Source organism: Pseudoalteromonas sp. BSi20495 (genome assembly GCF_000241185.1).
GTDB lineage: Bacteria > Pseudomonadota > Gammaproteobacteria > Enterobacterales > Alteromonadaceae > Pseudoalteromonas > Pseudoalteromonas fuliginea.
This window is the reverse complement of sequence record NZ_BADY01000017.1, coordinates 16425-33095: the sequence shown is the minus strand read 5'-3', so window position 1 is coordinate 33095 and position 16671 is coordinate 16425. Positions and strand designations below refer to the sequence as shown.

Sequence of the window (16671 nt, the reverse complement as noted above, 5' to 3'; positions counted from 1 at the left end):
TTAATCCCCATGAATAAAACCCACGTTATCGAACATCTTCGTTTTGCGCTAGAAGCGCAGCTTACAACAGCAAAAGTAGCGGCAAAAACCGCGCACGACACCGCCACACATGAAGAAAACATAGCCGAAAACAAATACGATACCCTCGGGCTCGAAGCCGCTTATTTAGCACAAGGCCAAGCCCAGCGCGTAAACGATTGCTATAAAAGCATAGAATTGTTTGAGCCTGCCTTTAACGAAAAACCAACCGACAAAATAGCTATCGGTTCGCTGGTATGTTTAGAAAATGATAACGCAGCCCAAAAATGGTTTTATTTAGGCCCCGCAGCTGGTGGGTTAACAGTAAACGTTAAAGAGCACGCAATAGCTGTAGTAACACCCGGCGCACCAATGGGTAAGCAGTTATTAAATAAACAGATTGATGATGAAATTACGTTAACAATTGCAGGTAAAGCCAACGAATATGTGGTGGTAGAGATTTTATAAAGCTTTTTTAAGTGAAGCGCCATCCGACCTACGTCAATGCTTTAATACCTGACGTGGTGTGTATTTCAATTTGTACAAAGGCATATAATGAAAAGTACCTAATAGTTTAAAAATGAGCAGGGTTGACGTTAGGTGCTCCCTTTTTAATTGATTTTAGTGGTTTTACAGCCTCGTTAGTTGAATTTCCCAAGTTGGCTACTCGGTGCTACTATAGTGATACATCTGTTTGGGGATTATTATGAGAGTAGAACTAGTAACAACATTGAAGCGTCAAGCAACGAAGATATTATCTGAACTTCATTCCTCTAAAGAACCTGTGTTGATAACTGAACATGGGCAACCATCTGCATACTTAGTAGATGTTGATGATTATGAATTTATGCAAAAGCGTATGCAAATTCTTGAGTCTCTTGCAAAAGGAGAGCAGGCGATAAGTCGTGGTGAAACCATCTCGAATGTTGAAGCTAAAGATAAAATGAATAAATGGCTGAAATAATTTGGACTAATCCAGCTTTGGATGATCTTAACGATATTGCTGAATATATCGCATTAAGCAATTTGCAGTCAGCGAAAAAATTGGTTTCCAAAATATTTGAAAAAGTTGAACGTCTCGAACTCTTTCCTGAATCAGGTAAAAAACCAATTGAGTTAGCTAACCTAAATTATCTTGAACTGGTCGTGAATCCTTGTCGTATATTTTACAAAAAAGATAACGATAAAGTATATATTTTGCACGTAATGAGACAAGAACGAGACTTACGAAAATTTTTGTTGCTAACGCAATATGAAGCTAACAAGTAGGTAATCCCTGAGTGAAATTAGTATGACCCCCATACTAATTATTATAAAAAGCAATTATTAAAAAGCCATCCAAACATCTATCAAAACTCCAACTTAACCAATATAAGAACTAAATTATGGTTTGTTTATTAAAAAAATTGCTACACACGTTCCTTAAGTGTTTAATATACCGTACATAAATAATATGGAGGTTGAAATATGAGACATAACAATTGGTCTTGCTCTAAGTGTAATAATAACGAATTTGATACCGGTGAAATAAGAGTTTCGGGTGGCTTTTGGTCAAGAATTTTTGATGTTCAAAATAAAAAGTACACCGCTGTGACATGCAGTCGATGTAGTTTTACTGAATTTTATAAAGGTTCATCATCAACACTTGGTAACGTATTTGATTTCTTTACTGGGTAATCAAAGCTTAAAAAGCACTTTAACTGAAATGTAAACTGATCAGTTCAAGAGATACCTCCTCATTAAGGTAAGGAGGTTAAATGCTTAAATATACCTAAGCGATAATTCGCCTTATTAAATGTATGGTGGACCTTTAGATATACACCAACTAATAGCAGTTAAACAAAATCTATTACACGCACTAATAATAAGCTTCAATAACAGACCATAAGGCTTGGATGAATTTATTTTTATGATTTTTCATCTAACATCCTATATTTTAAATATCCAATTTTAGGTAGCTTTTTTCACAAACTTCGCTGTTACCATCATTTCGCCAATGCCTTCTACTTTACAATCAAGCTCGTGATCTTTTTTATCAAGTACTCTTCTAACGACCGCTTTGGTGCCAATTTTAATTACTTGCGAGCTGCCTTTAATTTTTAAATCTTTGGCTACGGTCACTTTATCGCCATCATTAAGTAAAGTGCCGTTGGCATCTTTTACTAAAATTGCGTCTTCATCATGTGCAGTATTTGGGTTCCACTCATGGGCGCACTCGGGGCAAACAAGCAGTTGTTGGTCTTCATAAACATATTCACATTGGCATTTTGGGCAAGCAGGCAGCGACATTTTTAACTCTCATAAGGTATTGTTTTGCGTATTTTAATCTGCGTTATTAGTTAATCAATATTTTTCATCTTCACGCTAAAAATATCTCGTTTGTGCGTTTTTAAAAAAGGGCATATAAAGCACATGTCGCTTAAGCAATTTAAGCGCTAACTCGTACAGTAGGTACCTGTTAAAGCACCCATCATATTAAGTGATTCGCGCAATGCCCACTTAGTACGATGGGTGTTTCTATTTATAATGCTTAGTAATGTTACTTAAGCATGCTTTTTATATTTTGACTTAACTAGGAAAAGTCGTGTTTAAAACCTTAATTGTGGTTGATAACAACGAGCAAACGCTTGCTCAATCGTTCGAAAATGTAATTACGTTTAATACCTACTTACGTGATTACCCAAAACATAACGAACCAAAAACACGCATTATTAATCTATGCGACTCAAGCCAATACTTGAGCAAAGGTTACTATTGCTCATTACTTGCAGAGGCGCGCAAGCACCAAGTTTTACCCAGTGTAAAAACCATTAATGCTCTTCGTAGTGGCCAAGCTCCTATGTTAAATGTGGGTCAAATAGACGGCACACTTTACTTTGGTAATGCCCAAAACGATTTACAATCAAAAGCGGCAAAGTCGGTATTTAAACAATACCCAGCGCCTATTTTATTTGTTGATGAACAAGGATTATTGCAACAAGGCTCGATGTCGTCTTTAAGCGAGCAGCAGTACAGTGAATTTGTATCCAAGCTAGATAACTTTACTAAAACGCAGTGGCGTATTAGTTCGGTGCAACGTCGTTTTAGATGGGATATGGCAATACTTGTTGATCATAACGAAAAAGTACCACCGAGTGATAAAGATGCCATCGCACGCTTTATTAAAGCTGCGGCTAAACACGGTATTTATGCACAAGCATTAAGCTTTGACGAAATTGACAATATTGCCCAGTTTGATGCGTTATTTATTCGCCAAACTACAGCGATTGACCATCCAACGTATCGCCTTGCGAGCAAAGCGCAAAGCCTGGGTTTAGTGGTTATTGACGATGCTGAGTCTATTTTACGTTGTTGTAATAAAGTGTATTTACACGATGCATTTAATTATCAAAAAGTGCCAAGTTTAAAAACGCTTGTAGTGGCTGATCAAGCAAATGAAACGCTTGAGCAATTAGAAGAAGCGTTTACGTATCCGCTTGTTTTAAAAATGCCTGAAGGGTCGTTCTCAAAAGGTGTGTTTAAAGTTTCAAACCGTGATGAGCTTGCCGCTAAGCTTACAGAGCTGTTTGAGTTTAGCGCATTAGTGCTTGCACAAGAGTACATGTATACCGAATACGATTGGCGAGTGGGTGTGTTAAATGGCCGTGCAATTTATGCATGCCGCTATTTAATGGCGCGTAACCATTGGCAAATTTATAACCACGATGCTAAACGTTTTTTCTCTGGTGGCTTTGAAACATTACCAACCTTTGAGTTACCAAAAGCGGTGTTAGATGCAGCATTAAAAGCATGTAAAACAGTGGGTAGAGGTTTATATGGCGTAGATGTTAAAGAGCATCAAGGCAAAGCATACGTGCTTGAAGTAAACGACAACCCAAGTATTGATCACAAAGTAGAAGACGGCTACTTAGGCGACGAGCTATACATGATCATTATGGATGAGTTTAAACAACGCTTAGAAGCACGTGGTCGTGGGTAATAACATGAGCAACCTTGTTATTCGAAAAGCGCTTAGCAGTGATTTAAATGCACTGGTTGACGTTGAAAATGCTTGCTTTAATAACGATAAATTAAGTCCGCGTAGTCTAAAACGCTGGCTTAGTGCAAAACACGGTATTTTACTCGTTGCCCAAAATGGCGAGCAAGTATGTGGATATGGATTAGTGTGGTGCCATAAAGGGACTCGTTTAGCGCGTTTATATTCGCTTGCTGTAAAACCCACAATGCAAGGTAAGGGGATTGCAAAAGCACTACTTACTAGCCTTGAAAAAGAAACGTGTGAGCGTGGGCGTATTTACCTTCGTTTAGAGGTGGCTGTAAATAACGAAGGTGCGATAGGGCTTTATAAAAGCTTGGGTTACAGAGTGTTTGGTCAATACAGCGATTATTACGATGACCACAGTGATGCCCTACGAATGCAAAAAAACATTCGACAAACAAGTGAGTTAAAAGTGGCACGTTTAACGCCGTGGTATCAGCAAACTACCGAGTTTACTTGTGGGCCTGCTGCGCTATTAATGGCAATGGGTGCACTTGAGCCAACAACTGAGCTAACTCAATCACATGAGCTGGCACTTTGGCGTGAAGGTACCACCATTTTTATGACATCGGGTCATGGTGGTTGCCATCCGTTTGGTTTGGCGCTTGCCGCTAATAAGCGTGGTTTTAAAAGCGAAGTAATGGTTAATACCACAGAGCCTTTGTTTTTAGATGGCGTACGCAACGAAAACAAAAAAGTGGTGCTTGCCACAGTGCATCAGCAATTTGTAGATGGTATTGCACAGGCAAATATACCGCTTACGTATAAAGATGTAGAGCTTGAGCATATTGAGCTGTGGTTAAGTAAAGGCTTTAGTGTGCTGTTATTAATTAGTACATACAGTTTTGATGGTAAAAAATCACCACATTGGGTGTGTGTTACGCACCTTGATGAGCACTGCGTGTATGTTCACGATCCATTTTGTGAGCCTGGTAACGATAAACAGCTCGCAATAGATTGCCAATATGTACCTATTGCACGAAGTGATTTTAGTAAAATGTCAGCGTTTGGTAGCCAACGTTTAAGAACGGCGGTGGCTATAGCTAATAAAATATAAGGTTAACAGTGACTTTTTTAGATTTAATTGATGTAGCCCCGTATTCGTGGGCAGCTATTGGTACTGCGGCTTTTTGCGGTGCCATTATTGGAATAGAGCGCCAATTGCGTGGTAAACCTGTCGGTATTCGTACATCAGCGTTAATAACCTTGGGTACGTATTTGTTTTTATCCACTGCGTTTAATTTACAGGGGGATGTAATAGATCATTCTCGTGTAGTGGGGCAAATAATTACAGGTATTGGCTTTTTAGGGGCAGGCGTTATGCTCGCAAAAGATGGTGCGGTAGTTGGCGTTACATCAGCCGCGACTATTTGGGTGCTTGCATCAATAGGCGTTATGATAGCGACCGAAAACCTTGGCGCTGCAATAAAACTCTCGGTGCTGGTGGTCGGTATTTTATACGGTGTAGACGTACTCGAAGCTAAATTTAAAAGCTTAAGCAAAGGCGTACACACTAAAGTAAAAAACTATCAAAAACGTTACTATCGAAAAGAATTTAACGAATCAGAACGCCACTAAAAGTGGCGTTTTTTAGTGCTATTGAAATTAGTACTATTCGAACAAGCACTATAATTAGCCAAATAACTTTCTCCTAACTACTTTTCTGTAACCACTGGGTGTTTGGCTTAATACTTTTTTAAACACGCGGGTTAAATGCCCTTGGTCGTTATATCCTACTTCTAAAGCCACTTCTTGAATTGATAAATTTGATGATGCTAATAACTCCTTCGCACTTTCTACACGTAATTGCTGCCAATACTCAATAGGGCTTTGATTAGTAGCGGCTCTAAAACGGCGGGTAAAAGTACGATAGCTTAAGCTAAATTGGGTAGCAACTTCTTGCAAGTTTAGCTCGGTGGCTAAATTAGTTTTTAGCCAAAATTGAATTTGCGCAATTAGCTCATCGGGGTGGCGGTCAACTGCACCTTCTAAGTAGCGTTGATCTTCGTAGGGTTTACGTATTTCGTGCGAAAAATTACGCTCTACATGCTGCGCGGCGGCTTTTGTGTAGTATTGGCTGATAATATGCACGATCACATCTGCAAGGGCATTAAGGCTTGCTACGGTATACATGCGCTCTGATTGGGTTATAAAAAAGTCGGGCTTTAAGCGCACCTGCGGGTAGTCATGGCTAAATTGTTTGGCGTAATGCCAATGGGTGGTAGCAGGGTGGCCATCAAGTAAGCCAGCCTCAGCTAATAAACAGTTGCCAGTACCTACACCAATTATATGACTGCCTGTGCTAAAGCTTTCACTTAGCCAATCAACTATTTCTTGATTTGTTCGCACCACTGGGCGTGGGTTTCGCCAAATACCCGGCACTATAATTAAATCGCTGTAGAGCGCGTTAGTTGTTATGCAATCAGGATTTATAGCAAGGCCTGCACGGGTGGGTATAGATTCAGCACTTTTAGCCACTAAATTTATAGCAAGTGGCCTAAAGCTTTGCTTATCAAGATGCCCTTTAGCAAAGGCCTCGCCGGCTCTTAGCATTTCTATAGGCAGCGTTAAACTAGTCACTAACAAATGCGGATATACCGCTATAGCAATGTTTAGTGGTGGATTAGTGTGTTTATCAGTCATATAAATGCTCCGACCAGTATCTTTTGGCCTTTTGTGCTGAATATTTGGCTATTAAAGCACAATGTGTGGTGCATAATCCATTTAAACTGCCTCTTCTCCTTATAACACGTTTCTAAAAGGTAAATTATGACAGCATTACCCGTTATAGTAGGCATGGGTGGCATTAACGCCGCTGGCCGTACTTCTTTTCATCAAGGTTATCGCCGTATCGTGTTAGATAGTTTAAATGCTCAAGATCGCAGTGAAACATTTTTAGGCCTCGCCACACTGATGAATCTAGTAAGCGTTGTAAACGGCCAATTACAAGATACACAAGGTTATAATGTTGAGCAAAGCGACATAGAAGCACGCTTTGGTGAGCAAATTATTGCTGGTACACTTATTCGTAAAATTGAAAAAGAACACTTTGATGCCGATGCCACACCATGGCAGCAAAAAATGACACTGAGCGCATCAAGCGATAACGCAATTGTGTTTGAAACGCGTGCTCGCGACTTACCTGCACCTGTTCCAGCTAGCTGGCAAGTTGAAGAGCTTGAAGGCAAAAAAGTTAAAGTAACTATTGCAGCCGACTTAGACGTAAAGCACGACTCAACACGCGATAACCCAATTAAATCTGCTGGGCAATTTCCGACTGGGTTTGATCCATCAGTTATGTATAACAGCCGCTATCAGCCTCGTGGTTTGCAAGCCACTATTTTTGCAGCTACTGACGCGATTAAATCAACTGGGCTTGATTGGCAGCATATTATGAATAGCGTAGAGCCAGATAAAATTGGTACCTATTCAGCATCGGTAATTGGCCAAATGGACGACAAAGGCCTAGGCGGTTTAGTAAAGGCGCGCCAACAAGGCGACCGTGTTAGCACTAAGCAGTTAGCACTGGGCTTAAATACAATGTCTACCGATTTTATTAATGCCTATGTTACGGGCAATGTAGGGACTACGTTTTCGACCTCGGGCGCATGTGCAACGTTTTTATATAATTTACGTGCAGCGGTTAATGACATACAGGCAGGGCGTACACGCGTTGCGGTTGTCGCAAGTGTTGAGTGTGCTATTACACCAGAAGTTGTAGAAGGCTTTGGTAACATGAGCGCACTTGCAAACGTTGAAGGTTTGCGCCGTTTAGATAACTTATCAAATGATGAAGAACCTGATTACCGTAATAGCAGCCGCCCATTTGGCGATAACTGTGGCTTTACATTAGGTGAAGGCGCGCAAGTTGCTATTTTAATGGATGATGCTTTAGCCCTTGAGTTGGGCGCTGATATTATGGGCAGCGTACCGGATGTGTTTGTAAATGCAGATGGCGTTAAAAAGTCGATTACATCACCTGGCCCTGGTAACTATATTACAATGGCAAAATCAGCCGCACTTGCTAGCAGCTTATTAGGTAAAGAAGCACTGCAAGAACGTAGCTTTATTTTAGCCCATGGTTCTAGTACACCGCAAAACCGTGTAACAGAGTCTTTGATTTATCACAAAGTGGCACAAACGTTTGCTATTAATAATTGGAAAGTAACAGCACCAAAAGCGTATGTTGGCCATACTATTGCACCGGCAAGTGGTGACCAGTTAGCGATTGCGTTAGGCATATTTAGTCATAATATTATGCCGGGTATTACCACAATTGATAAAGTGGCTGATGATGTTTATAGCGACCATCTTGATATTCGTAATAGCCATTACGAGTGCACTGATATGGATATTGCTTTTATAAATTCAAAAGGCTTTGGCGGAAACAATGCAACAGCTACTGTACTTTCACCAAAAGTAACAATGCAAATGCTTGCTAAGCGCCATGGCAATGATGTTATGACTAGTTACACACAGAAAAATAGTGTGGTTAGCGCTTCGCAGAAAACGTATCAAACGCAAGCAGATTTAGGCCAGTACGAGCTTATTTATCGCTTTGGCGACGGACTTATTGACGACAACGGCATTGTAATAGACGAGCAAAGTATTCAGTTACCAGGCTTTGAAAAAGCAATTACGTTTAGCACAACAAATTCCTATCAAGATATGTTTTAAGCACACATACTTGTTAGCAAGGCGCTTTTTAAGCGCCTTTTTTAATGTCTATTAAGTTAATGCACTCATAAAAAATATTCAACAGCTTGTATTTAATGGGATGTACGATAGTGATATTTTGTTAAATATTAGAATTGGTACAGATCCACAAACAGACCTATTTATCCGCTCTAAATCGTTCTAAAATTCACAGCGAAACTATTTATTGTATTCATACTTCAGGCGTTCAATGCTCACGCCGAGCTTATCAAAAACAAAAGCAAAAACTACGGAACGTTGATAATTGAAAAAGTTACTTCAATCTATAATGGTGACACCTTTCGCGCTAATATCGCGGGTTTGCATTCTCTGATAGGGGAGAGGATTAGTATTCGCGTAGCGGGTGTCGACACACCTGAAATGCGCGGTAAGTGTAAACAAGAGAAAGATCTTGCTCGCAAAGCTAAGCAAGTAACAGTTGAAGCGCTACGCTCAGCAAAGGCTATTGAGCTTAGGAACACGAAACGTGGTAAGTATTTTAGAATAGTGGCTGACGTATTCGTGGACAACAAAAACTTGACTGACATTCTAATCAGCTCGGGCTTAGGTGTTTCCTATGGCGGTGGCACTAAAGCGAAGGACTGGTGTCTTTGAGGTTTGGTTCGTGTGGGGCGGCTAAGAGCGATAACTGGACACTGAAGCCTTAATTTATTTGTCACTTACCATGGCACCTTGAGAAAGCTTTTCTGCTCCCGCAGTAGCATGAATCAGTACTTGATAACTTCGTATACATATTTCTTTTTTGCTTCAATTCGTTGGCCTCAGATTCTGATATTTTACCGTTTATGAAAGAAGATAAATCATCATCCAAAAATAATTTAGGATTCCATTTATTGGAGATTAAATTTAAAAAGAACGAGTCAGTTGCCGAAGCAATAATCCCAGCAACTGGATTTATAAGACCGATAACATTTGGATATACAAACGATATTGCCTTCGAAGTAATAGTCGATTTACAAGGTTTTAGTAGTTCTTTTGTAACTTCCACTTGATCATATTCTTTATCTTCAATCCAGCTTCTGAAGGTTTTTGCTGAATATTTCTCACGTATTTTTAAAATATCATCAAATGCAATTACTCCATCAGTGAATAACTTATATAAATTTGGAACTCCTTTCATTTTTAGTATCGTTTCAAAGCAATCGGTAGTCTCGCTTTTTACGTTTGAAATAAAGAGTTTAGAGTTAGCATAATCTTTGGAGAAGGAATCTTGAGAAATAGCGCTTACCTCTAACCGCTGTTGAAGCGCATAACCAGTTAATATATCGCAAATTCTTAAAGAAGTGAGTGCTTTTTTAGCAGTGAAGCCCTTAGAAGATATACCGAATTGGTTACAAAAATTATAATCGGATAAGTCCCTATTTACTTCTTCAATTATTGAATTCGGTAATTTATCAATATTAGCAACATCAGCGTCAACCTTTAATTCATTACTTTTGTTCAATAAAACCTGATTTCGTTCTGTAAGATACCTTGCTCTAGCTTGTATGCCTTTATCCTTGTGTTTAATCGATACGTACCCATTAAGTAAATCTTCAAGGGGAGCCAGCCGCATACAATAGCTTAACTTATATTCACCTTCTATTAAGCTATAGGTATAATCATGAAAGTCATAAACAACCCTAATAATACCGCGTTCTAAAAGTTTTAGTGTGTTGTCAAAGCCTAAAAGTTGAAAGCAAGAAAGGTAATCAGGGTGACGAAGGTAAATCGTATCGTGAAGCAAAATACTAGTAAAAAGTTTACTAAACGCTGATTGAATTCCCTTTAATACTTCAAGTTTAGTGACGTGAAAACCAATAAATGTGCTAGGGCTATTATCCCAATGCTTGGATTTATCGTCGTACTTTTTCATGAAGCCAAATTGTTTTGGGAAATTATTTATAATTATTGAAGACATCGTCGTATTTCATCTAACTTTTGATAGATACTAATCTATTATATTTTTCTCGAATAAGCTAATGCACGCTCACGGTACTGAGCCGTACTTTGGCAAAGAGCGAGAAGCGGTCATTGAGATTGGTGCTACGGGAAAACATTCCTTTTTTGCATGCTGAAAAAGCCTTCCCTAAGAACAATATTTATAGCTGGCAATAACTTACACTATTTGCTATTAATAGACCCTCATAGAACAAGGACAGTTTTGCGGAATAAGCGAAAGCACTCTCCGATAAAGTTGTGATCCTCAATTACATCGAAGCCTATACTTGGAATTTATATGGAAAGTAAAAAACATAGTATTTTATATGCCTTTTTTTCAAATTGTTGGAGATATGGTAAAAATAGTAAAGACGAATTGGATAAATTATCAATTGAAGTTATACCTGAAGCTTTTTCGGAAGAAATGCAAAACAAAATATTCTGTCCTATTTGTGCAACTCCTTTAAGTCGAACTCCTGCTCTTAAAAATATTAGCACTAATAATATTTCAGCCCATTTCAAGCATGGAAGTCATGAAAAATATCCAGAGAGTAAAGTTTGTGGTTGGCGTGTTAATGCTCCTGTTGGAATGAAATATAAGAATGAAGAAGAAGTGGGTAAAGCTATAGAAGCTAAAGATCTAGTTGTAGTTAGCAGTTGGCAGTCTGAGCCTCCTTCAAACTCTAGTGATTTAGTGCCAAACGGTGAGTTTTCAAAAACTGCAATTGAAAACAAAAATGGCCCCGAAACATTGATTGCAATTGCTAGGCACACAGGTCGAGAATATAAAGCACCTTCAAATGTTTCAACGGTGATGGCTTTATGTAAAGACTTTCCCCAAAATCTAAAAAGAGGGTTTTATTTTCCTAATTCGCAATATGTGATGTTGTTATCGGACCAGCTTTACTCAACATTAAAGGTTCAAAAGGAGCTACCTAAAAAAGAAACATTATTTTTTGGAAAAATAACTTCCTTTAACCGTCTGAGCCATAGAAATGTATTAAAAATAAAATCAGGCGATTATGAGTTTAAAATTTATTCGGAGCCAAGTTATGATGAAAGGAAATCCATTGATAACACTTCTATAGGTCGTTACATATTATTTTCGGCAACTCTTTATTGGGAGGCAGATAAGAGTGTAGTAGCTTGTAAGGTTTTAAAGTGGGGGGCTTACAGCTTGCTTCCGACAAAGTATGAGCAATTCTTAACCCAATTAAAGTAATCTAGTAATAGTTTTTAAGTTGGGCAAATTACAGTTTGCTGTCTTCTTTCTTCAAACATTATAGCCAACTATAGTTTACCGCTTATGTAAGCGTTAGCCATTATGAATTTAATATTTAATATAATAAAGAGGAAGATATGTCAGCAAGCGAATGGGGTCAAATCTTGACTTCACACATTAAGAATCTTCAATTTTATTGACCACTACAAATGACAGCTCATGGCACACTGCCGCCATTCCTTATAGCCCTGTTCATTAGGAATATCGTTATTTAATATTAAGCTTAATTACCGTACAGGTTTATTCGCTAATCTGAACGTTAACTATATTGAATTTACTTAAACTTTTTTACATACCTAAGCGTTATAAAATTAATAATGGCAAGCAAAATGGCTATTTCGTAACGGCTGTAGGCTACAGCTATACCAATTAAGCCCATATTCCAAATACTTGCAGCGGTTGCTGTGCCGGAGGTTGATTTGTTATTTTTCAAAATTGCGCCACCGCCAATAAAACCAATGCCTGTAATGATGCCCTGTAACATTTTAGATTGAGCTTCTGCGCCATCTAAAACCGACATAGCGATTAATGCATACCCACACGATGCAACAGCAACAAGAGGAAAGGTACGAAGGCCTGCGCCATCATTACTTCGCTCTCTGTCGTAAGCCATGGGTAGTGCAAGTAGGTATGCAATACCTAAGTGTATTAAGTTATCGATGATTTCATTCCACTGTAAATCAATTTCCATTATTGAGCCTGCGCTGGTTAACTTTATTAATAATAAGCAAACAGCAAGCCATGGCATAAATGAATATTAATCAATGAGTTATTGTTAATTCCTGTATTTAACAAGAATTATTGAGGAAACTTTTACATGCCTTTATTACTATTTTACGCAATAGTTAATTTGATCTGAGTTTTAAAGCCCCGTATTCTTTTATCATACTAAAAGACACCTATGTGAACCTTTTGCCTTTAAATAAAACATTAATCACAACAACTAAACTTGAAAAAACAGCGTTACTATTTTGCGCTGGGTTATCTGTTTTTGCTTTTTTATTCCCTGAATTTCTCACAGAACACTTACAACCTACCATTAATAAAATTTTAGGTTATTTAGGATCACCATTTTTTATATTGCAGCTGGTGGGTGTTACAAGAAAGTTTATAAATGATTTTAGGTAGTAATACTTACATTTTTTTACAGAGTTACAATAAAAAACGTATACAATTTAGGTAATATTTTGTTTAGGATGAATGATGAAAACAATTATTGTACTTTTGTTTTTTTATTGCCTTTCTGGCTGTACAGTTGCGGGCGCTATTATTGATGGGCAAGCACAATCTCAGGCGCGTAATGATAAAAATAGTATTAGCCCGGCGCAGTCAACACCTTATAAAAACCCACTAGAGCCAGTACCTACAGATAAAAACGGATTTAACTTTACTGATATGGGATTAAAGATAGATTCGGCTCTTGTTAGCCTAGTTAAAGGGGAAAGCACTACTACGCAAGTATGTAGGCAGGTCACTAAAAGTCTAAAAGAGTGTGTAGAGGTAGAAAAGTCATCTCTACACACTAATGAGTCTAAGCAGTTAAAAACTGATGATGAAATAATAAGTGTTGGTCAATAAAGCTGCTTATAAAAAAGTAGCTATGGTCGTAGCCTGCTTGCATTTCAAGTGTAAGCGGGTAGCCTTTTTTATTTGCAATAGCGACTAAGTTTTCTGGCTTAAGTTGCTCTTGTAAAAAACCATCGGCATCACCTTGACTCACTAACATGGGTAAGTAATGAGCTTGCTCTGCGTTTTTCATCAACTCGCAGCTGTCGTATTGCTTCCAAAGCGCTTTATCATTTCCTAAATAACCAGTAAATGCTTTTACACCCCAAGGGCATTCAATCGGATTTACAATAGGGCTAAAAGCCGAGGCACTTACAAACGCAGTCGGGTTTTTAAGTGCAACCATTAATGCACCGTGCCCGCCCATAGAGTGACCGCTAATTGCTTTTGTGCTTGTTATCGGAAAATGTTGTTCAATCAATGCTGGTAACTCACTAACAACATAATCGTACATATTAAAATGGGTGTTGTAAGGAGCTTGCGTGGCATTTACGTAAAAGCCTGCGCCTTGTGCAAAGTCGTAGCTGTCTTCATTGGGTACGTTCTCGCCACGCGGGCTGGTGTCAGGCGCTACAATAGCAATACCCAGCTCGGCGGCTTTTTTAAATGCACCGGCTTTTTGCATAAAATTTTCGTCGGTACAGGTTAATCCCGATAACCAATAAAGTACCGGTACTTTATTTGCTTCACTTGCGCCAGGTGGTAAAAATACGGCAAAGCGCATAGTGCAATGTGTACTTTGCGAGCTGTGAGTATATTGCTTATGCCAACCGCCAGACACTTTTACACTTGAGATATTTTCTAACATACTTAATCCTTAAAAGCCGTAAACTTAAAAGTATTACGGCTTATTAATAAGCTATTTTACGAATGCAGTTTATTAGTAATGAATGACTGTACGAATACTTTTGCCTTCATGCATTAAATCAAACGCTTCGTTAATATCTTCAAGGCTCATTGTGTGAGTAATAAAGTCGCTAAGAGCAAATTCACCTGCCATGTAACGCTCAACAATTTCAGGAAGTTGTGAACGGCCTTTAACGCCACCAAATGCACTACCACGCCATACACGCCCAGTTACCAGCTGAAACGGACGGGTTGATATTTCTTGGCCTGCACCTGCCACACCAATAATGACCGACTCACCCCAACCTTTGTGACAACACTCAAGCGCTGAGCGCATAACGTCAACATTACCAATACATTCAAACGAGTAGTCAACGCCGCCGTCTGTCATTTCAACAATAACTTCTTGAATTGGCTTGTCGAAATCTTTTGGGTTAATTAAATCAGTTGCACCTAGTTTTGTAGCTAAATCGAATTTAGTGGTGTTTATATCAACACCAATAATACGACCAGCACCAGCCATTTTTGCGCCAATAATCGCAGACAAACCAATACCGCCTAAGCCAAATATAGCAACAGTGTCGCCAGGCTTTACTTTAGCTGTGTTGGTAACTGCGCCCATGCCTGTTGTTACACCACAGCCTAGTAAGCAAATCTCTTCTAGTGATGCTTCTTTATTTACTTTAGCGAGTGAGATTTCTGGCAATACTGTGTACTCAGAAAACGTAGACGTTCCCATGTAGTGATAAATTGGTTGGCCATCTTTAAAAAAGCGTGTAGTGCCGTCTGGCATTAGGCCTTTACCTTGTGTTTCGCGCACGGCTGAGCACAGGTTAGTTTTACCTGAGGTACACATTTTACATACGCCACATTCTGCAGTGTATAAAGGAATAACATGATCCCCCACTTCAACACTCGTTACGCCTTCGCCAACAGCATAAACAACACCAGCGCCTTCGTGACCTAAAATAGCAGGAAATATGCCTTCAGGATCTTGGCCCGATAATGTAAATGCATCGGTATGACACACACCTGTAGCGGTAATTTTTACCATTACTTCGCCTTGTTTAGGCATCATTACATCAACTTCTTCAACGCTAAGTGGTTGATTAGGGCCCCAAGCAATGGCGGCTTTTGATTTAATAAATTCAGACATGTGTTTTATTTCCTTTAACTGGCTATTAAAAAATAATTGTAGACCCAATTTGCTTGGGTGATGTGCTTATTGTATTTGTTTCTCAAATAATGATAATCTCAATTTTATTAAAACACTTTTACAGTATGGTAATAATGGCGCGTTGGAATGGAATAGATGAGTTTATAGCTGTAGGGGAGGAGGGCAGCTTTACCTCGGCTGCAAAAATGCTTGGGCTTTCGGTTGCGCATATTAGCCGCCATGTTACGGCGCTTGAGCAACGTTTAAATACACAACTATTAACTCGTACAACCCGTAAAGTGGTTTTAACTAAAGAAGGTGAAGTGTATTTACATCAAATAAAGCACTTACAACATGCTATGGATGAAGCAACTCAAGGTCTTGCCACGCACCAAACTACACCAAAGGGTAAAATTAAGCTCACAGCACCAGTTATGTACGGAGAGAGCTTTATTATGCCTATAGTGCATAATTTTATGAAGGATCATCCCGAGGTAGAAGTTGTTGCCACATTAAGTAACGAACAAGAAAATTTGTTAGAGGGCGGATTTGATTTAGCCATAAGGCTTGGGCACTTAAAAGATTCGAGCTTAAAAGCGCGTAGGTTAAGTGCGCGGCGCTTTATAATGTGCGCGGCACCACAGTATTTAACGCGATTTGGTGAGCCGCATACTTTAGGCGAGCTAAACAGCCATGAATGTTTAATTGGGAATAGTAGCTACTGGCGCGTAAACGAAAATGGGCGCGATAAACACATTAAAATAGCGGGGCGGCTACAGTGTAATAGTGGTTGGGCGCTGGTGGATGGCGCAAAAAAGGGGCTCGGTATTGTACAGCTCCCAGACTACTACATTGAAAACGAAATTAACTCAGGGCAATTGGTGCCTATTTTAACACCCTATCAACCACAGCAAGAAGGGGTATGGGGCGTATATCCACCAAGGCAGTTTGTGGCCACTAATGTACGGGTATTGCTCGATTATTTAGTTAAAGGGCTTAAAGCTTAACCGCGAATTAATGGTTAAATACATATTGCTGTAAATATAGCCAAGTATCAGATTTTTAAATTATTTCTTACATTTTACGCCATACCCAAAGGCACTTTTTTCGTGCTACTATTGCTCAATA

General features: G+C 39.0%; 18 protein-coding genes. 12 read left to right on the top strand and 6 right to left on the bottom strand.

Features of this window, described 5'->3' with window-relative positions; all coding sequences use genetic code 11:
- Positions 1-9: 9 nt before the first annotated feature.
- From P20495_RS17435 to P20495_RS17445, 4 genes are all read left to right on the top strand, one after another.
- Positions 10-486, top strand: a complete 477-nt coding sequence (locus P20495_RS17435) for a GreA/GreB family elongation factor (protein ID WP_008134044.1) — start codon at positions 10-12, stop codon at positions 484-486.
- A 238-nt stretch (positions 487-724) separates the two neighbouring features.
- Positions 725-982 carry a type II toxin-antitoxin system Phd/YefM family antitoxin gene (locus P20495_RS20090; RefSeq protein WP_033015021.1) on the top strand — a complete coding sequence of 86 codons (258 nt, stop codon included), beginning with the start codon at positions 725-727 and terminating at the stop codon, positions 980-982.
- Positions 970-1287, top strand: a complete 318-nt coding sequence (locus tag P20495_RS17440; protein ID WP_008134041.1) for a type II toxin-antitoxin system RelE/ParE family toxin — start codon at positions 970-972, stop codon at positions 1285-1287. Before P20495_RS20090 ends, P20495_RS17440 begins: the two co-directional genes overlap by 13 nt.
- A gap of 198 nt (positions 1288-1485) precedes the next feature.
- On the top strand, positions 1486-1695 hold the full coding sequence (locus tag P20495_RS17445) for a zinc ribbon domain-containing protein (protein ID WP_007582647.1): 210 nt from the start codon (positions 1486-1488) through the stop codon (positions 1693-1695).
- Between the two features lie 273 nt (positions 1696-1968).
- Here the strand turns inward: P20495_RS17445 and P20495_RS17450 are convergent, their stop codons facing one another.
- A complete protein-coding gene (locus P20495_RS17450; RefSeq protein ID WP_008134036.1) occupies positions 1969-2307 on the bottom strand; it encodes a zinc ribbon domain-containing protein YjdM in 339 nt (112 codons plus the stop codon).
- A gap of 295 nt (positions 2308-2602) precedes the next feature.
- On the opposite strand from P20495_RS17450, the gene P20495_RS17455 reads away from it, so the two are divergent.
- Genes P20495_RS17455 through P20495_RS17465 form a run of 3 tightly spaced genes read left to right on the top strand, consistent with a single transcriptional unit; the run spans position 2603 to position 5635 of the window.
- Complete coding sequence (locus P20495_RS17455) at positions 2603-3997, top strand: RimK family protein (RefSeq protein WP_008134034.1); 1395 nt, start codon at positions 2603-2605, stop codon at positions 3995-3997.
- A gap of 4 nt (positions 3998-4001) precedes the next feature.
- Complete coding sequence (locus P20495_RS17460; RefSeq protein ID WP_008134032.1) at positions 4002-5114, top strand: GNAT family N-acetyltransferase/peptidase C39 family protein; 1113 nt, start codon at positions 4002-4004, stop codon at positions 5112-5114.
- Between the two features lie 8 nt (positions 5115-5122).
- The gene (locus P20495_RS17465) at positions 5123-5635 is read left to right on the top strand and encodes an MgtC/SapB family protein (protein WP_002960746.1); all 513 of its coding nucleotides are present in this window, start codon (positions 5123-5125) and stop codon (positions 5633-5635) included.
- 54 nt (positions 5636-5689) lie between these two features.
- Here P20495_RS17465 and P20495_RS17470 read toward each other — a convergent pair whose 3' ends face one another.
- Positions 5690-6700 (bottom strand): GlxA family transcriptional regulator, encoded by a 1011-nt coding sequence (locus P20495_RS17470; RefSeq protein WP_008134030.1) that lies wholly within the window; start codon positions 6698-6700, stop codon positions 5690-5692.
- A gap of 126 nt (positions 6701-6826) precedes the next feature.
- Here P20495_RS17470 and P20495_RS17475 point away from each other — a divergent pair, with 126 nt between their 5' ends.
- Complete coding sequence (locus P20495_RS17475; protein ID WP_008134028.1) at positions 6827-8734, top strand: beta-ketoacyl synthase; 1908 nt, start codon at positions 6827-6829, stop codon at positions 8732-8734.
- Positions 8735-9073: 339 nt separating this feature from the next.
- Positions 9074-9367, top strand: coding sequence for a thermonuclease family protein (locus tag P20495_RS20085; protein WP_232224801.1), 294 nt, complete (start codon positions 9074-9076; stop codon positions 9365-9367).
- 61 nt (positions 9368-9428) lie between these two features.
- On the opposite strand, the gene P20495_RS17480 is transcribed toward P20495_RS20085, so the two are convergent.
- On the bottom strand, positions 9429-10673 hold the full coding sequence (locus P20495_RS17480) for a YecA family protein (RefSeq protein ID WP_008134026.1): 1245 nt from the start codon (positions 10671-10673) through the stop codon (positions 9429-9431).
- A gap of 318 nt (positions 10674-10991) precedes the next feature.
- Here P20495_RS17480 and P20495_RS17485 point away from each other — a divergent pair, with 318 nt between their 5' ends.
- Positions 10992-11915 carry a hypothetical protein gene (locus tag P20495_RS17485; RefSeq protein WP_008134025.1) on the top strand — a complete coding sequence of 308 codons (924 nt, stop codon included), beginning with the start codon at positions 10992-10994 and terminating at the stop codon, positions 11913-11915.
- A gap of 334 nt (positions 11916-12249) precedes the next feature.
- On the opposite strand, the gene P20495_RS17490 is transcribed toward P20495_RS17485, so the two are convergent.
- Entirely contained in the window at positions 12250-12666 is a 417-nt protein-coding gene (locus P20495_RS17490; protein WP_024590122.1) for an MgtC/SapB family protein, read from the bottom strand.
- A gap of 512 nt (positions 12667-13178) precedes the next feature.
- Between P20495_RS17490 and P20495_RS17500 the strand changes: the two genes are divergently transcribed.
- Entirely contained in the window at positions 13179-13553 is a 375-nt protein-coding gene (locus P20495_RS17500; RefSeq protein WP_008134020.1) for a hypothetical protein, read from the top strand.
- On the opposite strand, the gene fghA is transcribed toward P20495_RS17500, so the two are convergent.
- On the bottom strand, positions 13507-14349 hold the full coding sequence (gene fghA, locus P20495_RS17505; RefSeq protein WP_008134017.1) for an S-formylglutathione hydrolase: 843 nt from the start codon (positions 14347-14349) through the stop codon (positions 13507-13509). The two genes, P20495_RS17500 and fghA, sit on opposite strands and share 47 nt — an antisense overlap.
- Before the next feature lie 72 nt (positions 14350-14421).
- Positions 14422-15543 (bottom strand): S-(hydroxymethyl)glutathione dehydrogenase/class III alcohol dehydrogenase, encoded by a 1122-nt coding sequence (locus P20495_RS17510; RefSeq protein WP_008134015.1) that lies wholly within the window; start codon positions 15541-15543, stop codon positions 14422-14424.
- A gap of 134 nt (positions 15544-15677) precedes the next feature.
- Here P20495_RS17510 and P20495_RS17515 point away from each other — a divergent pair, with 134 nt between their 5' ends.
- Complete coding sequence (locus P20495_RS17515) at positions 15678-16550, top strand: LysR family transcriptional regulator (protein WP_008134014.1); 873 nt, start codon at positions 15678-15680, stop codon at positions 16548-16550.
- Positions 16551-16671 lie beyond the last annotated feature (121 nt).

Bases quoted from the DNA above. Each gene is read 5' to 3' on its own strand.
- P20495_RS17440 (WP_008134041.1), top strand. From the start codon at position 970: ATGGCTGAAATAATTTGGACTAATCCAGCTTTGGATGATCTTAACGAT.
- P20495_RS20090 (WP_033015021.1), top strand. From the start codon at position 725: ATGAGAGTAGAACTAGTAACAACATTGAAGCGTCAAGCAACGAAGATA.
- P20495_RS17485 (WP_008134025.1), top strand. From the start codon at position 10,992: ATGGAAAGTAAAAAACATAGTATTTTATATGCCTTTTTTTCAAATTGT.
- P20495_RS17475 (WP_008134028.1), top strand. From the start codon at position 6,827: ATGACAGCATTACCCGTTATAGTAGGCATGGGTGGCATTAACGCCGCT.
- fghA (WP_008134017.1), bottom strand. From the start codon at position 14,349: ATGTTAGAAAATATCTCAAGTGTAAAAGTGTCTGGCGGTTGGCATAAG.
- P20495_RS17460 (WP_008134032.1), top strand. From the start codon at position 4,002: ATGAGCAACCTTGTTATTCGAAAAGCGCTTAGCAGTGATTTAAATGCA.
- P20495_RS17510 (WP_008134015.1), bottom strand. From the start codon at position 15,543: ATGTCTGAATTTATTAAATCAAAAGCCGCCATTGCTTGGGGCCCTAAT.
- P20495_RS17500 (WP_008134020.1), top strand. From the start codon at position 13,179: ATGAAAACAATTATTGTACTTTTGTTTTTTTATTGCCTTTCTGGCTGT.
- P20495_RS17435 (WP_008134044.1), top strand. From the start codon at position 10: ATGAATAAAACCCACGTTATCGAACATCTTCGTTTTGCGCTAGAAGCG.
- P20495_RS17515 (WP_008134014.1), top strand. From the start codon at position 15,678: ATGGCGCGTTGGAATGGAATAGATGAGTTTATAGCTGTAGGGGAGGAG.
- P20495_RS17450 (WP_008134036.1), bottom strand. From the start codon at position 2,307: ATGTCGCTGCCTGCTTGCCCAAAATGCCAATGTGAATATGTTTATGAA.
- P20495_RS17470 (WP_008134030.1), bottom strand. From the start codon at position 6,700: ATGACTGATAAACACACTAATCCACCACTAAACATTGCTATAGCGGTA.
- P20495_RS17480 (WP_008134026.1), bottom strand. From the start codon at position 10,673: ATGTCTTCAATAATTATAAATAATTTCCCAAAACAATTTGGCTTCATG.
- P20495_RS17490 (WP_024590122.1), bottom strand. From the start codon at position 12,666: ATGGAAATTGATTTACAGTGGAATGAAATCATCGATAACTTAATACAC.
- P20495_RS17445 (WP_007582647.1), top strand. From the start codon at position 1,486: ATGAGACATAACAATTGGTCTTGCTCTAAGTGTAATAATAACGAATTT.